Source organism: Arenibacter algicola (assembly GCF_000733925.1).
Lineage (GTDB): Bacteria > Bacteroidota > Bacteroidia > Flavobacteriales > Flavobacteriaceae > Arenibacter > Arenibacter algicola.
Map to the genome: position 1 here is coordinate 2,410,888 of NZ_JPOO01000003.1, position 21,462 is coordinate 2,432,349.

A 21,462-nucleotide genomic window follows, 5' to 3' on the forward strand; every position below is an offset into this window, starting at 1 on the left:
AGACCTTAAATATCCTATCTTCTGAAATTAAGCCATTCGCTGTAGCCAACTTTTCATATCCACTTCCTTATGGATAATTGCCTTGACATCCGCAATGGCCACACGTTGTTGTTCCATGGTGTCCCTATAGCGTATGGTCACTGTTTTATCTTCTAGAGACTGGTGGTCTACGGTGATACAAAAAGGCGTACCATTGGCGTCCTGTCTTCTGTAACGACGGCCTACGGCATCTTTTTCGTCGTATACCACATTAAAGTCCCATTTAAGGTCATCTATGATTTCCTGGGCCAATTCGGGCAAACCGTCTTTTTTTACCAAAGGCAATACTGCAGCCTTCATAGGTGCCAAAACAGCCGGTAATTTAAGTACTGTTCTAGTAGTGTTGTTATCCAACTCCTCTTCTACCAAGGAATTTGAAAAAACGGCCAAGAACATACGATCCAGACCTATGGAAGTTTCAACCACGTAAGGAACATAACTTTCATTAAGTTCAGGATCGAAATACTGTAATTTTTTACCAGAGTATTTTTCGTGGCTTCCCAAGTCAAAATCGGTTCTGGAATGAATCCCTTCCAATTCCTTAAATCCAAAAGGAAATTTAAATTCTATATCGGCCGCGGCATCTGCGTAATGCGCCAATTTCTCGTGATCGTGAAATCTATAGTTCTCGGGCCCCATGCCCAAGGACAAATGCCAGGCCATCCTTTTTTCCTTCCAGGTTTCGTACCATTCCTTTTGAGATCCGGGACGAATAAAAAATTGCATTTCCATTTGTTCAAACTCCCTTTGACGAAAGATAAACTGTCTTGCAACGATCTCGTTTCTAAAGGCCTTGCCTACTTGGGCAATCCCGAAAGGAATCTTCATTCTTCCGGTTTTTTGAACATTTAGGAAGTTTACAAAAATACCTTGAGCTGTTTCTGGTCTAAGGTACAGATCCATGGCACTATCGGCGGAAGCCCCCAATTTGGTGCCGAACATTAGATTAAATTGCTTTACGTCCGTCCAATTCCTTGATCCGGACAAGGGACATGCAATTTCCAGTTCCTCAATTAGATTTTTCACATCTGCCAAATCCTCGTTCTCCAAGGATTTTCCCAAACGCTTCAAGATGGTATTGATCTGTTCTTGGTAACCGACCACTCTTGGATTGGTTTCCAAAAATTGTTTTTTATCAAAGGCATCCCCAAAGCGTTTTTCCGCCTTGGCTACTTCCTTATCTATTTTAGCTTCAATTTTAGCGGTATAATCCTCCACCAAAACATCTGCGCGATATCTTTTCTTGGAATCTTTGTTATCTATTAATGGATCGTTAAATGCATCTACGTGCCCGGATGCCTTCCAAACGGTTGGGTGCATAAATATTGCGGAATCGAGCCCCACAATATTATCGTTCATCTGAACCATGGCTTTCCACCAATATTCGCGGATATTCTTTTTTAACTCGGCCCCATTTTGGGCATAGTCGTATACGGCACTTAGTCCGTCGTAAATTTCGCTGGATTGGAAAACGTATCCATACTCCTTTGCATGCGAGATTACTTTTTTAAAATCGTCTTCTTGTTTCACCATTTGGCAAAAATATAATATTAGTGGAAAATGAAGAGATTTATTTCAATTGAAATTCAGAAGTCGCCAATAATTTTTCATTCTCGAAAACATTTAGGGTATAGGTTCCTTCCGCCAAAGATCCTTCCGGTACGGAAATAGCATCGCATACGCTAAATTCCTGCCCCATAAAGACCAGTTCTACGCGTTTGCTATAGATATTTCCGTTTACGGAAATGGTATTGGCATTATCCTCTATAACTCCCATATTAGGGCTTAAGAATTGAAAGTATATTACCCGTTCCTCATTTTTGGAATTGGGATTTCCCATAACGGTAACACAGCCCCTTAGTTTGGATATGATATTCGCCTTATTTGTCTTTATATGTTTGCCAGATCGAAACCTAAAACCACTACCCTCCGAGTTTTCCAATTTTAGATAGCTTTTGGTCTTAAGCTCCTGACTAAGTTCTTTATTCTTTCTCCTAAGTGCAGCTTCGGCCTCCGCCAATGAACTGCTCTTTCCCCTGAGTTCCTCGATCATCTTCCTAGTTTCCTCATATTTGTCCCCAAGGAGCATATTGTTATACTTAAGGAAATTATTTTTTAATTTAAGGCTATCATTTTTAGCCTCGAGCTTTCTAAGTTCGGTTTTGTATTCCTTTAATTTTTCGACCGTAAAATTTAAACGTCCCACGGAATCCAACAACTGTTGCACCCTATATTTTGAATCCTGTAATTCTATTTCATTTACCTCATTAAGCGCGGAGAGCCTATCTACATCAGATTTCATCAAAGTAAGGTCCTTAACAAGCAATTCCTTCTCTTGCTCCAAAAAACTAATGCGACTTTTGGATTGGGCATAACTATAATAGAAGGCAATAAGAATACCCAGTATAATAGCTGCCAAAGCGGCAAGTATTATCTTATAATTAAATTTATTATCTTCAGTATCCATCTAAAAGCATGCGTATTAAGTAGGTTAATAGTAATATAGATTTGTGTATTCCAAGATCTCAAATATACTAAACGATATCAACACGGTCCTTCTACCTAGGCTATGTTTTGGATGTAATGCTCTATTATATAGAGGAGAAGAACATGTGTGTACCGTTTGTCGAAATCAATTACCACTCACCGAGTATACTTTTAACGCTGTAAACCCTGTTGACCGTATATTTTATGGAAGAATTAACATTGTTAAGGCCAGTTCTTTTCTGTTTTTTACTGAAAAGGGAATTGTAAAAAGTATAATTCACTACCTAAAATACAAAAACCAAGAGCAAATAGGTGCATTTTTAGGGAATTGGTATGGTCTTATATTGAAGCAAAACAACTTTCTTAACAACATTGATTACGTAGTGCCCGTTCCGCTTCACCAAAAAAAACTAAAAAAAAGAGGTTACAACCAAGTTTCCCTGTTTGCCAAATCTATAGCGGAACACATTGGCGCCCAATACCTTGAAGGCGTACTAATTAAAACGGCCAACACTAGGACCCAAACCAAAAAATCAAGAATACTAAGGTGGCAGAACAAACAGGCTCTTTATGTTTTAACAGACCACGATATATTAAAGGATAAAAATGTGTTATTATTGGACGATGTAATTACCACAGGGGCTACCATGGAGGCCTGTGCCACAGCCTTATCTTCAACAAAGGGAATTAATATATATGTTGGCTCCATGGCCATAGTACCTTAATTTTACAATTCTCCAAATTAGTTGTTTCTTTGTTGAACATTTTCATTACTGCTATGATCCAACGCATTTTAGGGTTTTTATTTCTGCTTTTAACCGTATCTGCCCTTGTACAGTGTGCTCGTAGAGGTGCACCCAGTGGAGGTGATAAGGATATTACGCCGCCAAAATTGGTAAAGGCAGAGCCCAAGAACATGTCCATAAACTTTGATTCAAAAAAAATTCGATTATATTTTGACGAATACGTTAAGCTCAAGGATATTGAAAAGCAACTTATCGTTTCCCCGCCTTTAAAGTACACTCCCTTAATATCCCCACAAGGATCGGCCAACAGATATGTGGAGGTTATCATAAAGGATACCCTAAAAGCAAATACCACCTATACCTTAAATTTCGGCCAAAGTATAATTGACAATAACGAGGGCAACCCCCTTAGCTATTTTACTTATGTGTTTTCAACAGGGCACTATATAGATTCCCTAACAGTATCTGGCGTGGTCAAGGATGCATTTAACAAGAACGCCGACACATTTATTAGTATAATGCTATATGAAATAGATAGTGTTTACACCGATTCTACCATCTATCGGCAACCACCAAATTATATTACCAACACCTTGGACAGTACTCCCATTTTTCATTTAAAAAATCTCAAGGAGGGAAAATATGCCATGTTTGGGGTAAAAGATGAGGCCAAAAACAACATATTCGATCAAAAAGTCGATAAAATTGCCTTTATAAAGGACACCATAAACCTTCCAACAGATTCCGTTTATTTACTGACCATGTTTAAGGAATTGCCCGACTATAGTATTTCAGTTCCCAATTTTGCAGCTAAAAACAAGATCATTTTTGGGTATCAGGGCAATGCAAAAGATATATCGATTAGAGCCCTGAGCAACATTCCGGATACTGTAAAGACCAAAATCACCAAAGAGCGGGAAAAGGACACCTTAAACTTTTGGTTTACTCCCTTCGCAGCAGATTCCTTGGTTTTTACAGTTGCCAATGAGAAAGAAAGCCTAATTGATACCTTTACCGTTAAAACAAAAAAAGTTGGTTTGGATACCCTTGTTGTACAGCCCAACCAAAGAGGGAGCCTGGAGTTTGGAACACCTTATTTTATAGGGGCCAATACTCCAATTTCCCGTATAGACAGTTCAAAAATCAGTTTGTCACGCAAGGATTCGACCCAGGTAAAATTCATGACGGCCTTGGATACTGTGGGCAATAAAATTGATTTTGATTTTGAAGTGGAGCCCAACGAAAATTACAACCTGGAACTACTCCCAGGAGCAGTAGTCGATTTTTTTGAAACCGAAAATGACACCATATCCATTAAACTGTCTACCAAAAGTTATGCAGATTTCGGGAATTTAAGACTTACCTTGGACGGGGCTGTCAACTACCCTTTGATAGTACAATTAACAGACGAAAAAGGGGCTACCGTAAAGGAATTGTTCGCCAATGAAGAAAAGGTCTTTGAATTCACCAATATTAAACCGGCAAAATATCTTATCCGGGTCATATTCGATAGTAACGGTAATCAAAAATGGGATACTGGAAATTACCTTCAAAGAATTCAGCCAGAAAAAGTCACCTACTACCCCAATGTATTGGAGGTAAGGGCCAATTGGGAATTGGAACAAACCTTTACCCTTTCAAACTAAAAAGGTCCCGATCTTCCAAAAACTTTAGTTTTTCCCTCGCCTCGGAAATATGTTTTTTATCCAAAGAAACATAAAGTACCTTTTCCTCCTTCGAAAACACTATTGGTTCGCCAAAGACATCGTTTACAGTGGAGTGGCCTGGATAACTATGTCCGGTATTATCCGTTCCCGTCCTGTTTACCCCTATTACATATGCCATATTTTCAATGGCACGTGCTTTTAACAGGGCATCCCAGGCATTAATTCTTGGCTGCGGCCAATTGGCAACATAAATAAGTATATCATAGTTCTCCGTATTCCTTGCCCAAACAGGAAAGCGAAGATCATAACAAATAAGCGGGCAGATCCTAAAACCTTTGAAGTTGATCACGATCCTTTTTTCACCTTTGTTATATATCTTATCCTCACCGGCCAGGGTGAAGGTGTGTCGCTTGTCGTAAAAGGTCGATTTTCCGTCGGGCTCCACAAACCAAAGTCGGTTATAATAATGCCCGTCATCAAAATAGACTAAACTACCGGCTAAGGCCACATTTTTTCTCTCCGCTTCCTTTTGCATCCATTTTACCGTTTCTTCCCCTTCCTCCTTGGGGACATTCCAAGGAGTCATGGTAAAGGCCGTGGTAAACATTTCAGGAAGTATCACCAAGTCTACCTCCCCGTTTAAGGTGTCGAGCTTTTTGGAAAAGTGTTCCCTATTCTTTGTTGGATTTTCCCATGCTAACGGGGATTGTATAAGTGCTACTTTAAGTTCCATTTCTATCTGCTATTGCTCTAATAAAAATATTCTTACGGATAATTCCAAATGACCAGTTTATACAAATACAGAAATTCTGATATCAAGCATGAACTGCTCCCGTAAATCTTTAAATCTATTCTAGGCCTTTTCCAGTAAAGCAATAAGCGATGGCATTCCTTGCATTTTGGCATGATCAAAAGCGGTAAGCCCCCTTACGTCTTTGATTGTCGTATCTGCTCCTTTGGCCAAAAGCATTTTAGCAATCTCCTCCCTATTGAATGTTGCAGCATAAATGAGACAGGTAGCCCCCATGGTATTGCGTTCATTAACACTGGCCCCTTTATCTATGAGCTTCTTGGCAGTATCTGTATAGCCTTTAAAGCATACACCCATCAAGGCCGTATTGCCAGAGGCATCCTTGGCATCTATTTTAGCGCCCATTTCCAATAAAAGATCGGTAATTTCCTCTTGATCGTAATATGTAGAAAGAATAAGGGGAGTAGACCCCCTTTGGTCTTTACTATCCAAGAGCAAAGGGTTTTTCTTCAACATGGCCTTTACCTCATCGAAGTTACCGTTTCTAATTTCGTTAAAGAAAAATTCGTTCATATGTAAATGCCATTAGTTAAATGTATAAAAAAACAATCACTTTAGTGAATTGAAATTATAGTTTAAAATTGTAATTCCTATTAAAACGAATAAAACACATAACATACGCTATAAAGCACCTTATACAGAAAAGGAATAATACTTATTCCTTAATAGTTCATAACCTTTTGCCCCTTGGCCAAACATTCGATAAAAACTCCAATTCATTTATAATTTGGATCCACAGGGAACATTTCACATATTCAATACAAGAAATTCGTAGTCTTATAGGAATTTTTTCGCCATTCACAATTTATAGGCATATTCCTACGTTTTCTTAATAAATTCCCCTAAAAGCTTAACAATTTTGGACACATTAACGCGTACGATTACAATAGAAGAAGCCCCTATTGCCATTGCCACATTAGATACTAATCTCTGTTTTATAAATTGTTCCACTCCATGGCAACAAGAGTTTACAACCCATGATAAAAATATTTTTGGAAAATATTTTTTTGACGTTGTCCCAAGTACCCCTGCGTTATTTCGAAAAATCCTAGAAAATAGTTTTTCCATTGACGATAACATTGTTGAGGAACAAAAACATATTATGCCGGACGGTAGCAATAAATGGTATCAATGGAATATTAAACCTTGGAAAGATACAGACGGTACAATTGGTGGCCTAATAATAACCTGTACCAACATTACCAAGATAAAACGCTCTAAAGACTTATTGATCGCGGCCGAAAATGTAGCCAAAATGGGAGGTTGGGATTTGGATATGATTACCAATACCATTCATTGGTCCAGAATTACAAAGCAGATACATGAAGTGCCCTTAGATTATGTACCGTGTTTGGAGACAGGTATAAATTTCTATAAGGAAGGGGAACATAGGGAAAAAATTACCGAGTTGATTCAAAACGCCATTACCAACGGAGAAGAATGGGATACCGAATTACAGATTGTTACCGCAAGAGGTAAAGAATTGTGGGTAAGGGCCAAGGGAATGCCAGAGTTTGTCAATGGAAAATGTGTTAGACTTTATGGAATATTTCAAGATATAGACAAAAAGAAAAAAGCCGAAATCAAGAATGCCCAAATTAAGGAAAGGCTAGATTTGGCTACAGAAGTGGCCAATATAGGAATTTGGGAATACAATTTGCATAAAGATGAGCTTGAGTGGAACGATGAAATGTTCCCTCTATTTGGAGTAAAACGCAAAGACTTCAAGGGCAATTTCGAATCCTGGAAAGCCACCGTACATCCAGATGACCTAGAGCGATGCTTACAGGAATTTGACCTGGCCGTGTCCGGAATAAAAGATTTTAAAACCGTGTTTCGAATCGTCCATCCAGATGGCACTATAAAACACATTAAGGCCAATGCCGGTATTTTCAAGGACAATGAGGGAAAAATAATTAAAATGGTTGGGACCAATTGGGATATTACTAAATTGGTGAATACTCAATTAAAATTAAACAAGAATGAGGAGTCTTTTAAGGGGTCCTTTAAATCCTCTGCGGTAGGAATGGCACTGGTGGCAAAGGATGGTACTTGGATGGATGTAAATGACAGTCTCTGTAATAGTCTAGGCTACACTAGAAACGAACTGTTAAAACTTACCTTTCAAGATATTACACATCCCGAAGATCTAAAGAATGATTTATCCCAACTACAAAGGTTATTGGATGGGAAGATTAATAGTTACCAATTGGAAAAAAGATACTTCCATAAAAAGGGAACAATCGTATACGTTGTGCTCACTGTTACTGCCGTTAAGGATATAGAAGGTAATATTTCCCATTTTATTTCCCAAGTCGTGGATATTACAGCAAAAATTGAAGCCCAAAAGAAATCCGAAGAGTTCTTGGAATTAACTAAAAGTCAAAATGATAGCTTATTAAATTTTGCCCATATTGTTTCCCACAATCTACGCTCACACTCTTCCAATCTTTCCATGTTGTCCACTTATTTACTAGAGGAGCAAGGAGAAAGTGAAAAGAAGGAAATTGAAGCAATGATAATGAACGCATCGGAAAGTTTAAACGAAACGGTAATGCACCTAAATGAAGTTGTACAGATTACCACCGAAGCAAAAGGCCAATTACAGGATGTTAATTTAAATCACATAGTTAAAAGCGTTGAGAAGAATATTAGTGCCCTCCTAAATCAAAAAAATGTAGAATGCCACATCTCCATAGACCAGTCAATTAAAGTAAAAGGCATACATGCCTATCTAGACAGTGTTCTTCTAAATCTTTTTACCAACAGTATAAAATACAGCAGCCCCAATAGAATTCCAAAGATTATGATTGAGGCCACCAAGACCGGAAAGTTCATTACCTTAAACTTCAGGGATAATGGACTGGGAATCAACCTTGAGCGACATGGAAAAAAGCTGTTCGGAATGTACAAAACGTTTCATGAACATGAGGATTCCAAGGGAATAGGACTATTTATCACCAAAAATCAAATAGAGGCAATGAACGGAAAAATTGAAGTGGAAAGTGCCGTTGACAAGGGAACACTTTTTAGAATCACCTTGGTTGCCGCATAAAAATGAATCAACAATGGGAAAAATTGAAAGTAGTTGTATCATAGATGATGACCCAATTGCCATATATGGCATTAAAAAGTCGATGAAGGAAATCGATTTCTGCAACACGATAGTAGTCTATAAAAATGGACAGGATGCCATAGACGGATTGAACAATATGGTCGCCGAAGGGATAGCGCTACCTTCCATTATTTTATTGGACCTGAATATGCCCATTATGGATGGATGGGAATTTCTGGATGATTTTATTAAAATTCCGAATAACAATACCAAAGCAGTAACTATTTATATTATCAGTTCCTCTATAGATCCAAGGGATGTAATTAAGGTCCAGGATTATAGTTTGGTAAGCAACTACATATTGAAACCAATAAAATCCGCAGATCTGCTTAAATTACTGTCTGATGGTAGTAACAGTTAAAATTACCTAATGCCCGGATTAAAATTGTCTGGAGCGTTTTGAGGTTCATTGATAGTACCCGCTTCTCCGGTATCATTATATATTGTCCATTCGCTGGGAGTATAAATTGGATTAGCTTCCATGACATCTCCATTTCGTATTGCCCTGCCATCTTCAAATTCATGGTTGGTGCCAGACCCATCCTCGCCAATAACTCCAAAAATGTCTATTACAGTCCCAAAAGGATCCACCAATTCCAAATTATCATCCCCGTTGGAATCTGCAGGACTATTAATAGATACACTATGGCTGGGAGGGAAACCGTATACGTTTTCGAACTCTGAGGCATTGGGAGAAATAACAAAGGTACTATTGCCTTCAATTACAAATCCCGACAAATCTATGGTAGAACTTATTTCCGTATTATCATTAGTGTACCTTCTTAGAGTCCATCCCTTTAGATCAAGAGGTTCCGAATCCGAATTATAGAGCTCTACGAACCTTGCTCCCACATTGTTATCCGGATCCGCCAACTCGGAGATAAAAATCTTTGTTGACGTAAATTCATCCACCAAATCCTCACACCGAATATCCGTAAAAGCAATATCCAAAGTATCCCTTATTACCAATTGATAATCTTTATTGTCCTTTATTAAAACCCCGGTTATGGTTCCATTCCCTTCTGGCAAAAGCTTGGCCTGAAAATCGGAATACCCACTGTTCAGTAGTTCAAGTTCCAAATCCTCACAATTGATCAAGTTCCTTATGGTTTCCTCCTCTTTAATCGCAAAGGTTTGTCCCAATTCTGCCAACAAAATTTCCATATTCTCAAACTGTACCAAGGTGCTTATCATGGAATCCTCCAAATCATTAATACCGACTTTTTTTGGTTGGAGCCCTCCCAATGGATCACAGGATTTAAACAAATGCTCCCCAACTATGGCCGCAGGTAAACGCCCCACAGCGGGGTTGCCAAAAGCACTAAAAACGCCCCCCAATTTAAATACCCCTTTGCTCATCCCCAAATAAAGCCCCTTGGTTTTTATAAGAATTTTAGAGCCCACTTCATAAAACAAATGCGAATCCCTTATATCAATTTCCAATTGCAGGCCCTGAGTGGGATTGACTAAATTGTCCTGGATGTGCAATGTTCCAAAAAAGTTGCCTGCCAGGTCTGAAGATACTACATACCCTTCTATAACCCAATCTTCCTGAATTTGTATCAATTCATCCACATACAGCGCCTTAAAATCCCCTATGCTTAAATTGGCCGAAAGCTCAGATGTACAATCGCTTTTGGGAGTCTCAAAATTTGCATCCTTAACACAGGCCATTAGCAGGTATAAACCCAGAAGGGAAGCAACGCATTTAATATTGTTGATCCTGAAATTCATTGTTCCATTATTTCTCTCCAGTCCAATTACAAAAGGGAATTTTAAAAACTAATAGCAAAATTTATAAAATACGTACGTCCATAGCCATACCAATATTTGGGTGCAAATGAAGGGCTGCCGCTTAAGTTATCCTGTTGCAACTGTCCAAAATTACCGTTCCTGCTTTGTTCGTATCCTCCTGTTCTAAAAACTGCATCAAAAACATTGTTAATACTCGCAAAAACACTTATATACTTCCCCTTTTTCAACCAAGATTTACCCCCTACCATATTCAACAAATAGAAATTATCCAATTTATTTTGGGACAATAAGCGTTCTACATTTTCATCCGTAGCCTCTGGAAATGCCGAACCAGTATCTGGATCCAAATAAAAACTCTGTGTCCTTGTTATCGTAGAAATACTGGCATAATTATTCCCCAAATAATTAGCGGTAGCTCCTATCCACCAATATTTGGGATCTCGGTATTCCACCCCTAGGGCAAATGCCTTTTGAGGCCCTTGGGGCAACTTGTAATCCTTCACCTTTGCAATTCCTAAATCTATATTGCCTTCAGGGCCAAGGATATCTTCCTCTGCTCCGGCCGTATCAAAATTTATGGTTACAAAAGGGTCACTGGCATAAAGAAATTTGCCTAGGGCAGCCACTAGGGATAGTTTCACGGCTGAAGAAAGCTGATACTCCAATCCTATTTCCGTCCCTAAATGAAGTTTGTCCAAATCCGTAAGGACTTCCTGAACAAAATCGCTGCCCACCCCTGCATCTACAAAGAAAAAATTAATATCTGTAATATTCTGAAATCGGGTATAATAGCCGGATACGCGTCCGGTTAAATTAGGTAGTCTTATATAATAGTTGAGATCTGTAGTTGTAATTGTTTCGCTTTGAATATCATTTACCACCTGGTTATTCTCCCTAGGATTTATAAAAACATTTTGATAAACCGGGGGCTTGGTCAGATACGCCCCGTTCAAAGCAACCCAATGCCTACCGTTAAATTTATAGGTTAAACCCCCTTTGGCCCCAAAATTGGAAAATTCAACTTTTTCACCCTTTCCGAAGGAGGTATTCAAAAAACGCTCATTCCTAAATTGGCCGTCCCTTTGATAATTGGTTGAGGTATAATTAGCCCCAAAAAACCCGTCCCACTTGGGATACCGTATAGCAAATTGGGCAAAAGCGTCATAGACTTCAGCTTTAATATGATAATGGTAGTTGAATAGATTGGATGTTGTTTTATTTAGACTACCATCCAGATCATTTTTTGTGTTGGAAAACGGATCTATATCCTCATGATATTCAGCCCCCAACAAATCGCTGATTTCCGCATAGTTATCCGAGTCCAAATTGGTATAATGCCCGCCAAAATCAATTTTCAGGTGATCATTTAGGGCGTAATTACCAATCGTGGAGACATTAAACTGTTGGTCCTCATTGGTATCCTCATAGTAAATATAAGCCGCTTTGCCCTGGACAGACAAACTGGAATTTGCCTGGTATAGATCGTTCCAATTTAACTGTGGATTATTCAGGAATCCGTCTTTGGCCCTATTAGCGCCAATAAAATTGGCTCCAATAGGACTATTGATATAATAACTTGGTAAATATCTGTAATAAGTCTTATCCGGATTTGGGGCATTATAGTATCCCAACCTACCCTTGGAATTGGTTCCAAATTGATAGGATAACCCCGTATTTAAAGTAAATCTTTTGGTGGTATAAAAATGATTCAACATAAAAATGGGATCCACAATTTTCCGCTCCCTGGAGTTCCTAATTTTATCGTTTTGAGTACCCCAATAAGGGTTATATCTATTCCCGGCCAATTGAAAAACTTCCTCGGTTATAGCGGAAGACCTTCCCCGACGATTGGAAGCCCAAATGCCTGTTAGATTGATGCTGTTTTTGTCATTCAATTTGTATTCAAAAGCACCAAAAAAAGAATATGCATCGTACAAGGTACCATCAATATAACCCTCCTTTGCCCATCTTCTAGAGGCCGAGACACTGTAATTGATGCCTTTTTGAGGCACACCGGAGGAATAGGTAGCCATAAATCGGCCCGCATAAGTTCTGTTGGAGGCCGAAGAAGACAAACGCATCCCTTTCCTAAAAGTGGATGGCCTGGTACTAATATTTGTTGTACCCAAAATACCTCCAAAGGAGTAATCCGATGCCTGTAACCCATGGGTAAATTCCTGATTTCTTGTAACATCGTTAAGGCCTCCCCAATTATTCCATTGAGGACGACCGTCCATTAATTTGTTCATGGGAATACCGTTTAGGAGGATAACACCATTTTCCGATCCATAGCCCCTTACACGAAAAAATGCCTGACCAAAATCGAATGCCGCCCTATTTAGAAAAATATCCTTGGTCGCCTGTAACATGCCCGATGTCATTGAAATGCTTTCATCTTCCAACAAGTCAGAATCCGTTAACGTAATTAAGTTGTCTGTTTTCTCCTGGACAATATCACGATCCAAAAAAATAATTCCCAGATCCAAATCTTCAGAACCTATAGAAATGGGCATTCTTTTGATTAGATAATCTTGGGCGGTAATAGATAGTATATAATCTCCGGGCTGTTTTAGCGAAAGCACAAATTTCCCATCGACGGGATCAGGTTTTACAGGAGCAGACCCTGAAATTTCAATTTTTGCATATTCAATGGTTTCTTGGGTTACCATATCCCTTACAAAACCCTTAACATAGTAGATTTCCTGTGCATAACCCCAGATGCCCTGCAGTAATAAAAAGGATATTGCCAAACCATTTTTCATTCCTGAAGATGAAATATTTTAACAATTTGGTTATAAGATATTAATAATTAACAGTATATTCTTATTTTATTTCAAGAAAAGTTAATGTATTGCTTACAGTATTCAAGAAATAATGTAATCCATGAGTATTACTTACACCTTATTTGTGACCTTTTTTACATTTAGCGGTGTCCTAGCACAGGAGGCTAAGACGTATAAGATTAGAACTGTGGCCTTTTACAATTTGGAGAACTTATTTGATACCGTTAACGACTCATTGACCTTTGACGACGACCGCACTCCGGATGGAAAGGATAATTGGACCATTGAACGCTATAACCATAAAATTTACAATATGTCCAAGGTATTGTCGGAAATAGGGAATCCCGACACCCAAACTTCCCCAGATATTATTGGGCTATGTGAACTGGAAAATAGACAGGTAGTGGAGGACCTGATAAACCATCCCCATCTTAGGGAGAAGGATTATGGAATAATTCATTACGATTCCCCAGATGAGCGAGGCATAGATGTGGCCCTTTTATATAAAACAGAAGCCTTTTTGCCCACTTCATTTGTCAGTCTCCGATTATTGCTCACCAATGAAAACGACTATAGGGATTACACCAGGGATCAATTGGTAGTAAGTGGCCTTTTAGACGGGGAGGAAATGCATTTCATTGTAAATCACTGGCCTTCAAGAAGCGGAGGGGAAGCTAGGAGCAAGCCCAATAGAATAGAGGCTGCCCGACTAAATAAGAGGATTATAGATTCCATTTCAGAGTTGAGTCCAAAAGCAAAAATCATTAGCATGGGCGATCTTAACGACGACCCAATAGATGACAGTTTAAAAAAAATATTGAAAACCAAGGGAAAGGTCGCAGACTTGGAAAATAGCGATCTTTATAATCCTATGGAAATACTCTATAAAAAAGGAATAGGCTCCTTGGCCTATAGGGACCGATGGAACCTATTTGATCAGATTTATTTCACTGCCAATATTGTTCAAGAATCACCGGACCAATACCGTTTTTGGAAAGCAGGGGTTTATAGTCCGTCTTACCTAATCGACAAAAAGGGCCAATACAAGGGATATCCATTACGTACCTATGCAGGAGGAAACTATATTGGTGGTTACAGTGACCATTTTCCTGTATATATCCACCTAATAAAGGCTGTAGACTAGATAATTATTGCGGAAGCACAATATTGATATTTCTCCACTTTACCTTAATTCCGCCCCCGTCATGGATCTGAAGGGCAATAGAACCTTTACCTGCACCAATTTTATCATCGGTAATGCTTACCATTTCCGTACCATTGAGCCATGAAGTTAATTTATTGCCAGAGAGCTTTATTTTCATCGTATTCCACTCCCCTTCCTTGAGTACCTTATCCTTTTCGGGATCGGGTTTAATTAGCCATCCCCTGCCATAGGACTCATAGACACCACCTGTATCATGGCCCGGGGGTGCAACTTCTACCTGCCAACCACTAACTTTGGTGCCGTCCACAGTAGACCTCACGAACACGCCACTGTTCCCATTTGCTTCCTGCTTAAACTCCAAGGTAAGTTCAAAATCATCGTAATATTTATCCGTGGCCAAATAACCATATTGTTTGTCCGGTCCACTCTCGGAAACAAGAAGTCCATCTTCCACGTACCATTTTTCTGTGCCGTAGATCGTCCAGCCCGATAAATCTTTGCCATTAAACAGCGACATTTCCTGAGAGATGGCAGGAATGGCCATAAGGGCCAGAACAACAACTACTAAATTTTTCATGTGGTACATAAATTAGGTTTATGATTTATTGATATTTCTAATTTGTTAGGATTATTACAACGGCCAATAGTCCGTCATTTGTCCAAGGAACCTTAATACCCCCAAGGACAATTGATCAATTGAGCCATTGTGCCCAGGGAATTCTGCTAAGGATGAGGATCAATCCCAAACCATAAAAAATGGTAATGGTCTTAAATTTTCTTTTGCCTTCCAAAACTTTCTTGTGTTTGGACCAGCCAACCGTAATAAAGACAACTGCAATTATGTTGATAAATGGATGTTCTACGGCCAATAAACGGGATGCAGAGTTTAACCCACCCATGCCCAATGTTTTAATGGCATTCAATCCATTCGAAGACACAAAATAGAGTACCAGGCCCACCAAGAGTTGCAGATGTGATAAAATTAGCGCAAATAGGCTAATTCTAAAATCCTTTCTCAGTGTGAAATCCTTATTTCCTGTCCACCCCAAAATACCATTGGCCACGGCTAAAAATAATACAGCCAATACCACATAGGCAAAATAAGAATGTAAGGCGAGAATCCATTGATGTGCTAATCCGTAATCTTCCATAGTTTTTATTTTAATTTATAAATGTAAGGAATTTTGGGAATAAAAAAACCCCGCTTAATAGCGGGGTCGTCATTTTTTGCTTTTATTGATACTTAGAAGTTATAGCGCAAATTAAAGTTCCAAGTCCTACCATAACCAAACCTAACTCTGTTATCGGTATTTACACCGTTCCAAACATCATCTCCCGGTTCAACATGTGTGTTATCACTTGAACTTTCCAAATATACCTCATCAAAGACATTGTTAATGTTTAAACGGAACTGAATGGATTTATTGTTGTCCTTTCCGACCAACATACGGTAAGAGAGTCCGGCATCCATAGTGTCATAAGATGGCAATTTAATAGCACCTCTGTTGTTGGCAGTCGAAAATTCGGAATCCCCAAAAAGTGTAGAACCGTATAAATTGTCATAAAGATTCCAGTTGGCATCCAATTTAAGTCTTGGCAATATTTCGTAGTCTCCACTAATACCTGCAGTAAACTGTGCAGCCTGACCTATTTTTACACCATCTATATAACTAGGGTCTCCCGTAGAAATTATATTTCCGTTTTCATCAGAGGTGGTGGTGGTAACATTCCCGTCATACTCCCAATTTCCAATGGACACAAATCCCTGAAAATTCAACCCGTCCGCAGGGCGTGCAAACACTTCCAATTCTACACCGGAATGTACCTGCTTTAAAGGACTTGTCTGAGTGAACTCGTCCACGATATTATCATTATTGGTATCATCGGAACTATATTGTATCCTATTGTCCCAAATAGTGTAATACACGTTCAGGTTGGCAGATAAAATATCGCCCATAAACTTATATCCACCTTCCAATCCTGTAATCTTCTGATTTTCGGTTGCCAAAGGATTCAATTCATTTGAATTTCTATCGTCTATATACAGATCACTGTGATAGGGCTGACGCGAGTAGTAACCAGCATTGGCAAATATTGCGTTTTGCTCGGATAGGTTATAGGCCACACCGGCCTTAACGTTAAATCCTGGGTTGTTTACTTTTTCCGATTCTTCGGATTGCCCTTCATTGGCTGCATTCAAAAATTCCTCCCTGATATGGGATTGTGTAGAGGCGGACCCTTGAAAGAAGGTAGAAAAAGCACCTTTGGAATACTCCAATTGTCCAAAAACACCTGCGTAGTTTATCCTTTCCTCATAATCATAACCAAATCTTTGGGAGTGGTCATCATTGGGGTTAAAGGTTATATTCCAAGGATTAATACCTCCATAGGCATTGGTAAGTTCGTAGGCACCTCCGTTGTAATTGCTGGAAGCTGATACCGAATTAACCCCTATAAATTCCCTTACATCCCTAAAGTGGATTCCGTTGTACAAACGAACATCCGCCCCAATGTTGAAATTAAGGTTTTCATTGATTTGCTTATTGAAGTTGGTTACCAAACCTCCCCAGTTATGGTTGTTGTTGGAACCTCTGGCATATAGTGCTTCCCCTGTATTTCTATCTGTAATTAATTGGGCAAAACTCCCCCTTCCTATTGAACCATACAATACGGTAGACAAAGAGGCAGTATCGTTAAAAGTCAAGTCCCAGCTTAGGTTGGCTACCGGTTTGTGGTAAATATTTCTACCACCTGGGTAAGCGCCCCCATTTAAGGTGTTAGGACTGTTGACATCTGGAGTATTCCAAGAATTGTATTTTCTTCCATTATCCAAAAAAGTCCTAAGATTGTCGGATCCAGCGGCTGCATGCCATTGTGGAGCACCTGTTATCAAAAAGTTGAAGATGTTATTTTCATTGGGAACATAACCAAAGGACAAGAAATAAGTCTGACCTTGACCTCCTGTATTATTCACATAACCATCTCCTTGCCAATGGCCCAACATTGCAGCAACAGACAAGCCATTTTCCATTATCCCGGTTGAATAATATCCTGTGGTCTTAATATAATTATCATTGGCAATCATAGATTGAAAAAAACCTCCTTCGCGTTTGTCCAAAGTTTTGGTCACAATGTTTACCGTACCTCCAACAGATGAAATGGCCAATTTAGAAGATCCCAATCCCCTCTGTACCTGTACGGCATTGGCAATATCCAATACTCCGGACCAGTTGGACCAGTACATTTTTCCATCTTCCATCCCGTTGATAGGCTGTCCGTTTAACAGGAATGCCGTATTGGTCTGATCAAACCCCCTTAAGAACATTTGACCATCTCCAAAACCACCTCCCTTAACGTTCTGAACTGAAGGCGTAGACTTTAATAACTCAGGTAAATCCCAGTTTCCTGTTTTCTCCCTAATTTCCCTTGCCTTTATGGTAGACACTGCTATGGGCGTTTGTCTGTCCTCGGCCAAATCAATAATTCCAGAGCCCACAATAACCACTCCTTCCAATTCCTGTGCGTCCGGATTTAGGGATATGGTACCGATGTTGCCGACTGTTGTGAAATTTACTTTCTTACTTATAAATCCGATATAGGAAATTACCAAAGTCCCAGAACTTTGGGATACCTCAATGGTAAAATTACCATCAAAGTCTGCGGCAACCCCAGTGGTGGTTCCCTGAACCATAATATTCGCTCCGGGTAAGGGATCACCAAAATCGCCATCTACTACAGAACCAGTAATGGTTCCTTGGGAAAACCCTATCGCCGTTAACAAAAATGCGGCAATAGCAAAGTACATTTTTTTCATTTTTCTAAGAGTTAATTAGTTTCAAATAATGGCTGCAAAAGTGAGTAAATTTTTACAACAATACATTACTTTAATGTTAAATTAGTAGGTGCAAATTTAACATTAAAAACCTTAATAACTCCTGAAAGACAGTAAGTTAATACTGTTTATTGGGAATTGGCAAAATTGCCAATTATTTCTTAAATAAATTTAAAAGATTTAACGTAGAAGCGTCATGATTCGCAATTGTGGACCCCTCAATATCGTTCAATATGGCAGTAGCCAATTGCTTGCCCAATTCTACACCCCACTGATCGTAACTAAATATGTTCCAAACAATGCCCTGAACAAATATTTTATGTTCGTACATGGCAATTAGGGACCCCAAACTCTTGGGGGTTAGCTTATCTATTAATAAGGTATTGGTAGGTTTGTTTCCTTCAAAAACTTTAAATGGCAGGATTTCCGAAATCTCTTTTTCCGAAACCTTTTTATCCTCCAATTCCTTTCTGACCTCTTCAGCAGTCTTGCCGTTCATTAGTGCCTCGGTTTGCGCAAAGAAGTTGGCCATTAATTTATTATGGTGGTCTTTGTCTCCGTGCAAGGATTCCTTGAATCCAATAAAATCGGTAGGAATTAATTTAGTCCCTTGATGGATCAATTGAAAAAAGGCGTGCTGGGAATTGGTACCAGGCTCTCCCCATATAATGGTTCCGGTCTCATAAGTTACCCTATTTCCGTTCCTGTCCATACTTTTCCCATTGCTCTCCATGATCCCTTGCTGTAAATAGGCCGAAAACCTACTTAAATATTGGGTATAGGGAATAATGGCTTCTGTCTCGGCCCCGTAAAAATTATTATACCAAACGCTTATGAGCGCAAGGATAACCGGTATGTTCCCTTCAAAATCGGCAGTTGCAAAATGCTGATCCATTTCATTGGCTCCAACCAACATGGCATCAAAATTTTCGTATCCCACGGCCAGGCCAATAGATAATCCCACGGCACTCCAAAGTGAAAACCTTCCGCCAACCCAGTCCCACATAGGGAACACATTATCTGCGTCAATCCCAAATTCCGAAATCTTCTCAGCATTGGTTGAGACCGCGGCAAAATGCTTGGCTACATCTGCCTGAGTAGCATGTTTTAGAAACCATTTTTTTATCGTTGTGGCATTGCTTAGGGTTTCTTGGGTAGTGAAAGTCTTGGAAACCACAACGAACAATGTTGTCTCAGGATTTAGTCCCTTTAGGGTTTCGTAAACATGATCACCATCCACATTGCTAACAAAATGCATTTTTAAATGGTTGCCATAAAATTTTAGGGCTTCCACTACCATGGCAGGACCCAAATCCGATCCGCCAATACCAATATTGACCACATCGGTAAAGGCTTTTCCGGTATATCCCTTTTTAGATCCGGAAATTACCGACTCCGTAAAAGATTTTATCTTTTGTTTCACCTCGTAAACTTCCGGGACAATGTTAACCCCATCTACTTTGATGATATCAGATTTTTTTGCCCTCAAGGCCGTATGAAGAACCGCCCTTCCTTCCGTTTGGTTTATAATACCGCCTTCAAACTGTTTCTGGATAGCGTCCTTCAATCCAACTTCATTTGCCAATTGCAAAAGTAGTTGAAGGGTTTCTTCAGTAATCCTATTCTTTGAAAAGTCTACGAAAAATTCGTTCCAGCGAATGCTGTGTTTCTTAGCCCTATCAGAATTCATAGCAAACAAATGCTTTAAAGAAAGATCGGTATTCTCTTTATAATGTTGTGAAAGTTTTTTCCAAGCTTCTGTTTTGGTCGGGTCGGTATTCTGTAAAGCCATTTTAGTCGTTGAGTGTTAGCAAATCTTCTTCTGGTAATTCTATATATTCAATACAATCCAATTGACTTTTCTTAGGCCCTACAAAATCCAAATAAGCTGTTTTTAGGCTATCCGCTATGGGTTCGGCAGCCGGTAATTTTTCCTTCAACGGATCTACCTGGTGCCCATTTTTCCAGAATCTATAGCAGACGTGCGGGCCACCGGTATTGCCAGTCATTCCTATCCAACCTATGACATCGCCCTGCTTCACAAAATCCCCTTTCTTCACCTTCTGGTTCTTCATATGAAGATACTGGGTACTGTAGGTGCCATTGTGCTGAATTTTGACATATTTCCCATTGCCACCTCTTCTAGTAGATTCGGTAACCGTGCCATTGGCCGTGGCCAGGATAGGTGTTCCAATTGGAGCTGCATAATCCGTTCCCCTATGTGGCCTTACCTTATAACCATAATAGGCAATTCTTCTGTTTAAATTATACCTGGATGATATTCTGCTAAACTGAACTGGCGACTGCAAAAATGTACGTCTAAGGTTTTTGGCCTGATCGTCATAATAGTCATTGATGTTTTTGGTAGAATCTGACACAAAATTAAAGGCGTAAAATGGCTCCCCATTGTGCTCAAAATAAGCAGCCTCTATTCCGCTGGCACCTGCATAAATGGTATCGTTAATATACTTTTCCTTGTAGATTACCTTGAACCTGTCCCCTTTTTGAAGTCTAAAGAAATCTATGGTCCATGCGTAAATTTCAGATAAACTGTTCGTAACGTTGTAATCAATACCCTGTTTCAATATTGCTTCGGACAAAGAGGATTCAATAATTCCAGAAGCTTCACGCTCCACATATTTTACCTTTTGCTTTTTCCTATAGGCCAGGACGCTGTCCCTAAAATCGACCACCGTATAGTTAATGGGATCATTTTGATAGATAAACACCTGTGCATTATTAAGGGTGTCCTTGGACTTCAAAATAAGATAAGGTTTTCCAACAACTATTTTTCTAACATCGAAAGTATCCCGAAAGTGTTCTGAAACTCTTGCTATCTTGGGATATTCAACACTATTCCTCAGCATTAGCTCACCGAAGCTGTCTCCATTTTTAACCGTATCCCGCAAGACCTCAAAATCGTCAAGGTTAAACCCAAACTCTTTTACAACAACAGGTTTTTTTATGGTTACCACCTCTGCTATTTCCTCATTAACAGGTTTGTCGTCCTTACATGAAAAAATTAATACTAAACTAAAAATTAGGCCCCAATATTTTTGCAT

16 protein-coding genes are annotated in these 21,462 nt (G+C 39.3%); 5 read left to right on the forward strand and 11 right to left on the reverse strand.

Annotated elements, in window-relative coordinates; translation table 11 throughout:
- Positions 1 to 27: 27 nt before the first annotated feature.
- Both U735_RS0120930 and U735_RS0120935 read right to left on the reverse strand, forming a co-directional pair.
- Positions 28 to 1,572: a glycine--tRNA ligase gene (locus tag U735_RS0120930; protein ID WP_031445689.1), complete on the reverse strand. Its 1,545-nt coding sequence runs from the start codon at positions 1,570 to 1,572 to the stop codon at positions 28 to 30.
- 37 nt (positions 1,573 to 1,609) lie between these two features.
- Positions 1,610 to 2,506 carry an AAA family ATPase gene (locus U735_RS0120935; RefSeq protein ID WP_031445690.1) on the reverse strand — a complete coding sequence of 299 codons (897 nt, stop codon included), beginning with the start codon at positions 2,504 to 2,506 and terminating at the stop codon, positions 1,610 to 1,612.
- A gap of 43 nt (positions 2,507 to 2,549) precedes the next feature.
- Here U735_RS0120935 and U735_RS0120940 point away from each other — a divergent pair, with 43 nt between their 5' ends.
- Positions 2,550 to 3,251, forward strand: a complete 702-nt coding sequence (locus U735_RS0120940; protein ID WP_051892271.1) for a ComF family protein — start codon at positions 2,550 to 2,552, stop codon at positions 3,249 to 3,251.
- Positions 3,252 to 3,280: 29 nt separating this feature from the next.
- Positions 3,281 to 4,918: an Ig-like domain-containing protein gene (locus tag U735_RS0120945; protein WP_316933032.1), complete on the forward strand. Its 1,638-nt coding sequence runs from the start codon at positions 3,281 to 3,283 to the stop codon at positions 4,916 to 4,918.
- On the opposite strand, the gene U735_RS0120950 is transcribed toward U735_RS0120945, so the two are convergent.
- Positions 4,902 to 5,672, reverse strand: coding sequence for an amidohydrolase (locus U735_RS0120950; protein ID WP_031445693.1), 771 nt, complete (start codon positions 5,670 to 5,672; stop codon positions 4,902 to 4,904). The genes U735_RS0120945 and U735_RS0120950 overlap by 17 nt on opposite strands.
- A gap of 120 nt (positions 5,673 to 5,792) precedes the next feature.
- On the reverse strand, positions 5,793 to 6,263 hold the full coding sequence (locus U735_RS0120955) for an ankyrin repeat domain-containing protein (protein ID WP_031445694.1): 471 nt from the start codon (positions 6,261 to 6,263) through the stop codon (positions 5,793 to 5,795).
- 346 nt (positions 6,264 to 6,609) lie between these two features.
- Between U735_RS0120955 and U735_RS25095 the strand changes: the two genes are divergently transcribed.
- Together U735_RS25095 and U735_RS0120965 are read left to right on the forward strand one after the other, a co-directional pair.
- The gene (locus U735_RS25095; protein WP_051892272.1) at positions 6,610 to 8,805 is read left to right on the forward strand and encodes a PAS domain S-box protein; all 2,196 of its coding nucleotides are present in this window, start codon (positions 6,610 to 6,612) and stop codon (positions 8,803 to 8,805) included.
- Positions 8,806 to 8,818: 13 nt separating this feature from the next.
- On the forward strand, positions 8,819 to 9,226 hold the full coding sequence (locus U735_RS0120965; RefSeq protein ID WP_031445696.1) for a response regulator: 408 nt from the start codon (positions 8,819 to 8,821) through the stop codon (positions 9,224 to 9,226).
- Positions 9,227 to 9,228: 2 nt separating this feature from the next.
- Here the strand turns inward: U735_RS0120965 and U735_RS0120970 are convergent, their stop codons facing one another.
- Positions 9,229 to 10,599, reverse strand: coding sequence for a DUF5689 domain-containing protein (locus tag U735_RS0120970; protein WP_051892273.1), 1,371 nt, complete (start codon positions 10,597 to 10,599; stop codon positions 9,229 to 9,231).
- A gap of 41 nt (positions 10,600 to 10,640) precedes the next feature.
- Positions 10,641 to 13,382 carry a TonB-dependent receptor gene (locus U735_RS0120975; RefSeq protein WP_031445698.1) on the reverse strand — a complete coding sequence of 914 codons (2,742 nt, stop codon included), beginning with the start codon at positions 13,380 to 13,382 and terminating at the stop codon, positions 10,641 to 10,643.
- A gap of 121 nt (positions 13,383 to 13,503) precedes the next feature.
- Between U735_RS0120975 and U735_RS0120980 the strand changes: the two genes are divergently transcribed.
- Positions 13,504 to 14,547, forward strand: coding sequence for an endonuclease/exonuclease/phosphatase family protein (locus U735_RS0120980; RefSeq protein WP_031445699.1), 1,044 nt, complete (start codon positions 13,504 to 13,506; stop codon positions 14,545 to 14,547).
- A gap of 4 nt (positions 14,548 to 14,551) precedes the next feature.
- Here U735_RS0120980 and U735_RS0120985 read toward each other — a convergent pair whose 3' ends face one another.
- The 5 genes from U735_RS0120985 to U735_RS0121005 form a co-directional block, all read right to left on the reverse strand.
- Entirely contained in the window at positions 14,552 to 15,145 is a 594-nt protein-coding gene (locus U735_RS0120985; protein WP_031445700.1) for a 3-keto-disaccharide hydrolase, read from the reverse strand.
- Positions 15,146 to 15,260: 115 nt separating this feature from the next.
- A complete protein-coding gene (locus U735_RS0120990; protein ID WP_031445701.1) occupies positions 15,261 to 15,719 on the reverse strand; it encodes a hypothetical protein in 459 nt (152 codons plus the stop codon).
- Positions 15,720 to 15,811: 92 nt separating this feature from the next.
- Positions 15,812 to 18,382 carry a TonB-dependent receptor gene (locus U735_RS0120995; protein ID WP_031445702.1) on the reverse strand — a complete coding sequence of 857 codons (2,571 nt, stop codon included), beginning with the start codon at positions 18,380 to 18,382 and terminating at the stop codon, positions 15,812 to 15,814.
- A 172-nt stretch (positions 18,383 to 18,554) separates the two neighbouring features.
- Positions 18,555 to 20,192, reverse strand: coding sequence for a glucose-6-phosphate isomerase (pgi, locus tag U735_RS0121000; RefSeq protein ID WP_031445703.1), 1,638 nt, complete (start codon positions 20,190 to 20,192; stop codon positions 18,555 to 18,557).
- Between the two features lies 1 nt (position 20,193).
- Positions 20,194 to 21,462 carry a peptidoglycan DD-metalloendopeptidase family protein gene (locus tag U735_RS0121005; RefSeq protein WP_031445704.1) on the reverse strand — a complete coding sequence of 423 codons (1,269 nt, stop codon included), beginning with the start codon at positions 21,460 to 21,462 and terminating at the stop codon, positions 20,194 to 20,196.

Coding starts and splice junctions, on each gene's coding strand:
- U735_RS0120930 (WP_031445689.1), bottom strand. CDS start 1,572: ATGGTGAAACAAGAAGACGATTTTAAAAAAGTAATCTCGCATGCAAAG.
- U735_RS0120935 (WP_031445690.1), bottom strand. CDS start 2,506: ATGGATACTGAAGATAATAAATTTAATTATAAGATAATACTTGCCGCT.
- U735_RS0120950 (WP_031445693.1), bottom strand. CDS start 5,672: ATGGAACTTAAAGTAGCACTTATACAATCCCCGTTAGCATGGGAAAAT.
- U735_RS0120955 (WP_031445694.1), bottom strand. CDS start 6,263: ATGAACGAATTTTTCTTTAACGAAATTAGAAACGGTAACTTCGATGAG.
- U735_RS0120965 (WP_031445696.1), top strand. CDS start 8,819: ATGGGAAAAATTGAAAGTAGTTGTATCATAGATGATGACCCAATTGCC.
- U735_RS0120970 (WP_051892273.1), bottom strand. CDS start 10,599: ATGAATTTCAGGATCAACAATATTAAATGCGTTGCTTCCCTTCTGGGT.
- U735_RS0120975 (WP_031445698.1), bottom strand. CDS start 13,382: ATGAAAAATGGTTTGGCAATATCCTTTTTATTACTGCAGGGCATCTGG.
- U735_RS0120980 (WP_031445699.1), top strand. CDS start 13,504: ATGAGTATTACTTACACCTTATTTGTGACCTTTTTTACATTTAGCGGT.
- U735_RS0120985 (WP_031445700.1), bottom strand. CDS start 15,145: ATGAAAAATTTAGTAGTTGTTGTTCTGGCCCTTATGGCCATTCCTGCC.
- U735_RS0120990 (WP_031445701.1), bottom strand. CDS start 15,719: ATGGAAGATTACGGATTAGCACATCAATGGATTCTCGCCTTACATTCT.
- U735_RS0120995 (WP_031445702.1), bottom strand. CDS start 18,382: ATGAAAAAAATGTACTTTGCTATTGCCGCATTTTTGTTAACGGCGATA.
- pgi (WP_031445703.1), bottom strand. CDS start 20,192: ATGGCTTTACAGAATACCGACCCGACCAAAACAGAAGCTTGGAAAAAA.
- U735_RS0121005 (WP_031445704.1), bottom strand. CDS start 21,462: ATGCAAAAATATTGGGGCCTAATTTTTAGTTTAGTATTAATTTTTTCA.